The sequence below is a fragment of the Streptomyces sp. SA15 genome (assembly GCF_002291145.1).
Taxonomy (GTDB): Bacteria; Actinomycetota; Actinomycetes; order Streptomycetales; family Streptomycetaceae; genus Streptomyces.
The window spans coordinates 1-5,246 of sequence record NZ_NTGE01000082.1; the positions used below are offsets into that span (position 1 = coordinate 1).

Below are 5,246 nucleotides of genomic sequence, written 5' to 3' on the forward strand. Positions count from 1 at the left end.
CCGTCGATCTTCCTGGCGTGCAACGACACCGACACCCTCCCCCAAACACAACGTCGGCCTTCACGACCACAACGGGTCATGAAGGCCGACGTCACGTTCAGGCCCCGGATTCGCCAACAGTGTCGACGGCTTCCGCCGGGGCCCGCCGTTGAGGCCGCGAGCCCTCTTGTCATGGCCGGGACTGTCATGGCCTTCGCGGAAACGACCGGCCGTCATGGCCCTGGAATCCCAGCTCGGACACCAGGGGACAACCAGCCGGCCGGTAGTGGGGTACCAAGGGCACTCAGAACCGTCCTGGGCACACCCGGTGCCTTGGTGGTGCTTCCGCCTTCGGCAAGCCGCGGTGAGAGCCGCGATCGTGGGCGGGAGCGCCGGTTTCCAGCCTTCCGCCTCGTGGGAGTCACGCTGCGGAGCCATCTGGGGGATGGAAGGGTCCCCAGCTCTGGGGGGCGGCCGCGATGCCGAAGTTGACCTCGCCGCCGCTGTACTCCGCGCCGTCGAAGTGGACCATGCCGCCGCGGAACTCCGCGTTGTCGAAGTCGACCGTTCCGCCGCGGAACTCCGCGCCGATGAAGTGGACCGTTCCGCCGCTGAACTCCGCGTCGATGAAGAGGACCTCGCCGCCGCTGAACTCCGCGCCGCCGAAGTCGACCTCGCCGCTGGTAAACTTCGCGCCGCCGAAGAGGACGCTGCTACCGCTGAACTCCGCGCCGATGAAGAGGACCCTGCTACCGCTGAACTCCGCGCGGTCGAAGTGGACCGTTCCGCCGCGGAACTCCGCGTTGTCGAAGTGGACCGTCCCGCCGCGGAACTCCGCGCCGATGAAGTGGACCGTTCCGCCGCTGAACTCCGCGTCGATGAAGAGAAACCTCGCCGCCGCTGAACTCCGCGCCGCCGAAGTCGACCTCGCCGCTGGTGAACTTCGCGCCGCCGAAGAGGACGCTGCTACCGCGGAACTCCGCGCCGATGAAGTGGACCATTCCGCCGCTGAACTCCGCGTCGTCGAAGTGGACCGTTCCGCCGCTGAACTCCGCGCCGCCGAAGTGGACCTCGCCGCTGGTGAACTTCGCGCCGCCGAAGAGGACGCTGCTACCGCTGAACTCCGCGCCGATGAAGTGGACCATTCCGCCGCTGAACTTCCCGCGGAAGTGGACCGTTCCGCCGCTGAACTCCGCGTCGTCGAAGTAGACCTCGCCGCCGCTGAACTCCGCGTCGGTGAAGGTGACCTCGCCGCCGGTGAACTTCGCGTCGGTGAAGGTGACCTTGCCGCCAGAGAACACCGCACGGGAGAAGTCGCCACCGTCGAACGTGACTCTGGTGAAGTCAAAGTCGAGGCCTTGCCAGGAGTGCGGGTGCTTGGGCACCAGGCGGAGGTGGTCGCGGATGACTCGGATGATGGTCTGGCGGACCTCGCGTTCGCCCTCCTTGTGGATGGCGGGGCGGAGGTACCTCAGCCACCCACCGGCGGGACCACGCTTCCTCCCTGCTTGTGGCCAGCCGAGGACTGCCGGCGGCCGCCAGCGGCGACCGGGATCGGGTTCGTATGGCATGCGCAGGTAGGCGCAGAGGACGTTGATGCACACCTGTCGTTGCTCGGTCCAGTCGTCGGCGAGGCGGGCCATGGCGTATACGCCAGCCAGGCGTACTGCGGCCTGATCGTGGCCGAGCTGCTCGGCAGCGGTGGTATAGCGCTCGGCGAGCTGGTTGTCGTCGGCTCGCACCGAGCGAGCAGGTCGCAGTCAAACCGTACAAACTGCTGGTCGAGGCCCTCAAGCGTTCGTCGCGGGTGGCGATCGCCAAATGGGCGTGGCACGGCCGCGAGCGCCTCGGCCTGCTCCGTGTCCGGGAGAACACCCTGGTCATGCACCTGATGCACTGGCCGGACGAAGTTCGTGATCCGTCCGAGCTGCTGCCGCCGCCGGTGGAGGTGTCCGAGGAGGAGCTCCAGGAGGCGGAGCGGCTCATCGAGAGCCTGACCGTGGACGAGCTGAAGGGCGACGAGTTCCGCGACGAGTACACGGAGGCGATCGCCCAGATTATCGAGGCCAAGCGGGAGGACCGCGAGCCGCCGGTCATGCCGGAGCCGGAGCAGCCACGCCAGATCGTCGACCTGATGACGGCCCTGAAAGAGTCCGTGCAGAAGGCGCGGGTCTCGCGCGGCGAGGACGCTGAGGTGCACGAGCTGCCGGAGAAGACGGCAGCCAAGAAGACCGCGCGGAAGCAGCCGGCCAAGAAGACTGCCGCGAAGAAGGCCGCGGCGAAGAAGACGTCGGGGCGGCGGCCGCGGAGCGCCTAGTCCAGGACGCCGAGCGCCGTGTCCTGCCGGCACTGCGGGCAGGGCTTGACGCCGTCGGCGAGCGCCGGCAGAGCAGGACAACCTCAGGTGCTTCGGCTACGCATGCCTGCAGAGGCAAGCACCACTGTCGGCACCGACACCATCACCGCCCAGCCCAGGCGGCGCGACTGGAAGGAGGCACACGTCGCCTCGATTCCTTCTTCCATCGACCCATATGCAGAGTTCCATTCGGTGCCGAGGACGGAGTGGCACTTGGAGCTTGGGTAACGCGAGCTGATGTCCGGAGCGCTGGTCAGCAACCACAGGACCACGCCGGCCCCGACGCACGCCAGAAGGCACGTGATTATTCTGGTCATGCCATGACTATACGAATACTCACTTTGTCTCTCGACGGCGGTACGACAAGCTCGTCGTGCGAGACGCGGTTCCTCGGACGCGGCCCATCAACACACCCGTAGCTCGCTGCAGTTACTGGGAGCGGGACACTCATCACCACTTCCGCGCCGAGCGACCGAGTGGCACCCCCGTGCGCGATCCGCTGAGCCGAACGTGCGTGATCCGGTGCTGCCTCGCTATTCCGAGAAGAACAGCAGCACCTCTCTGCCGCTCCGACCAGGCCGCGAGTTGCCGCGTCCACTGACCGTTGCCGCAGGCCAGGTCGACGGCGGTCATCCCGGGTCTCGGCCGGACCGTCCGGCGGAAGCGCTCGGACTCCTTGTCCGTGACGAAGTGCGGGTGTCCGGTGGTGTACCAGGAGTCCCAGTCTGCGGTCGTGAGCCGCTGCACGATCGCGGTCACGACGTGCCGTCCGGCTCGTCGACGACCCGGATACGGCCCCCGGTATTGGTGGGCTCTCCTATTCAACTGTCGCCAGTTCAACGAGGAACCCAGCCTGCTAGTGACGGTGTGTAGCCGCCAGCCGCGTATCTCCATGCCGGCCCTGGTGTCCTCGGCGCGCGCCCGCAGCCGGGGCAGGACGTCGGCGAACCAGCCTCGCCCGTTCCTGCACCGGGCCTTCACGCGTGCCGATTCGCTAACCGCCGCGAGTTCGCATCAGACGGCCCTGCTCTCGGCGCGCGTCCCCTCCTGAGTCTCCAGCTGGCGCTGGAGACTCAGGAGGGGACGCGCGCCGAGAGCAGGGCCGTGCTGTGCGGCTGCGGGAACAGTCAGCTGCAGCCGTACTGCGACCACGGTGCAATTGGCGGCAGATGGAACATCGGTACAGCGGTTAACGCTAATCCGGTGATCATGGTCCGGGACGTGAAAAGGTCAGTAACCGCCGAGAGTCCTTTATGGGACGTTGTTGGTGAGACAGCTTTTCGAGACTCATACCACCTGGGGTGATCCATCGCGTGTGTATGGGTCTTTGGAAGATCGCTTTTGAACACCATCTGAGCCAGCTCGGGCGCATCCTTGGTGGACTGTGATGCGCGCCGGGCTGCTCGTCGCCGTGCGGGCGTTGCCGGCCACGCCGATAATGAGAGATGGACACGACCCGGACCGTCCCCGCTGATATTGCCGACGTGGCCGCCAGCTGGCTTGCGGGACTTGCGCTCGCATTTGAGAAGTGCCAGTTCGCCGACGACTACATCGCCGGTCAGGCCCCGATCAACGCCGACTGGCTCTGCCGGGTCGCTACCGGGGCCCCGTGGCCCGGGCTGGGCCGGGACAACCCCGACCCGTCGAAGAAGATCAAGGGCATCACGATCGCCAAGTACCGACGAATGAGGAGAAGCCAGATGGGCGCCTGGGTTGAAGTCGAGGGCGGCGGATTGACGCCGTCCGGGCCCGCCGGGATTGTTCACCGCAACCAAATGCGTCTTCTAGTCAGAGGGTTTGACGACCGCGTCTACGAAAACGTGTCTGGTGGAGGACCGTTCGGCAGCTGGGAAGACGTCGGCCTGGATGGATTGAGTGCATCCGAACCGGCCTACACCCTCTTCCACGGAGCGGGGGTTCTGTTTGTCCGAGGTACCGACAACCGGATCTACAACGGGGGTTTCGGCGGCGGACCAGATTACGAGGAAGTCGAAGGCGGAGGGCTGACAGGTTCGGCGCCGGCTGTCCTTGCCGACGGTCCCGATTTGCACTTGTTCGTGCGCGGACTCGACGACCGCATCTACCACAACCAAGCCCGATCCGACACGCCGTTCGGCCGTTGGGTCGAGGTCGAGGGCGGCGGACTGACGCCCTCGGAGCCGGGCGCCGTCATGGTCGGAGATGTCCTGCATCTGTTCGTGGGCGGGACCGACGACCGGATCTACCACAACCGGGCACCTCGAGGACGGCCGTTCGGCCGTTGGGTCGAGGTCGAAGGTGGGGGCATGACGACTGCCGGGCCGGCTCCTGTTGTGTTCAACGGTGCGGTGCACCTGTTCGTGCGCGGGACCGACGACCGGATCTACCGCAACACCGGCGACGGCGACCACTTCGGTGCCCGATGGGTTGAGGTCGAAGGTAGCGGCAAAACCGTCTCAAGGCCCGCTCCCATTGTGTTCAACGGTGCGGTGCACCTGTTCGTGCGCGGGACCGACGACCGGATCTACCGCAATCGTTTGAATACTTGAGGGGTGGTTACTGTCCGAGCCACCCCGACCAGATCAGAATCAGAACTGCATGACGGCCGGGTCCGTAGCCGCACCATCGGATCCCCGGCCAGCCACTCGTTCGGCGCCAGTAGCCGCACGCCGAGCCCAGCGCGGTTCCTAGCCGGGTGTTGAACGTCTTCGCCGAGCAGCCGCCCCATGCCGCATCCCCCAAGCGATCTTTCGACGAACGTCCCCGACGCGCGACAGCCGTGTGCTAGGCGGTCAAGATCACGGCCTTAGAGGTCGTTTCTTATGGTGCAGGTGAGGGCTCAGCGGCCTGGGGGAAGCCCAGCTCGTCGAGCAGTGTGCTGAAGAGGTCTTCCACGGGGGTCTCGTGTGAGCGAAGCAGCTCTTCGATCCTG

General features: G+C 66.3%; 4 protein-coding genes. 2 read left to right on the forward strand and 2 right to left on the reverse strand.

Annotated features, from left to right (window positions below; all coding sequences use genetic code 11):
- Positions 1-728 precede the first annotated feature (728 nt).
- Positions 729-1,721, reverse strand: coding sequence for a pentapeptide repeat-containing protein (locus CLM62_RS15415; RefSeq protein WP_143659079.1), 993 nt, complete (start codon positions 1,719-1,721; stop codon positions 729-731).
- 35 nt (positions 1,722-1,756) lie between these two features.
- On the opposite strand from CLM62_RS15415, the gene CLM62_RS15420 reads away from it, so the two are divergent.
- The gene (locus CLM62_RS15420) at positions 1,757-2,296 is read left to right on the forward strand and encodes a Ku protein (RefSeq protein WP_257003857.1); all 540 of its coding nucleotides are present in this window, start codon (positions 1,757-1,759) and stop codon (positions 2,294-2,296) included.
- Positions 2,297-2,379: 83 nt separating this feature from the next.
- Here CLM62_RS15420 and CLM62_RS49330 read toward each other — a convergent pair whose 3' ends face one another.
- On the reverse strand, positions 2,380-2,652 hold the full coding sequence (locus CLM62_RS49330; RefSeq protein WP_143659081.1) for a hypothetical protein: 273 nt from the start codon (positions 2,650-2,652) through the stop codon (positions 2,380-2,382).
- A 1,128-nt stretch (positions 2,653-3,780) separates the two neighbouring features.
- Here CLM62_RS49330 and CLM62_RS49335 point away from each other — a divergent pair.
- Positions 3,781-4,863: a hypothetical protein gene (locus CLM62_RS49335; protein ID WP_143659082.1), complete on the forward strand. Its 1,083-nt coding sequence runs from the start codon at positions 3,781-3,783 to the stop codon at positions 4,861-4,863.
- Positions 4,864-5,246: the final 383 nt, after the last annotated feature.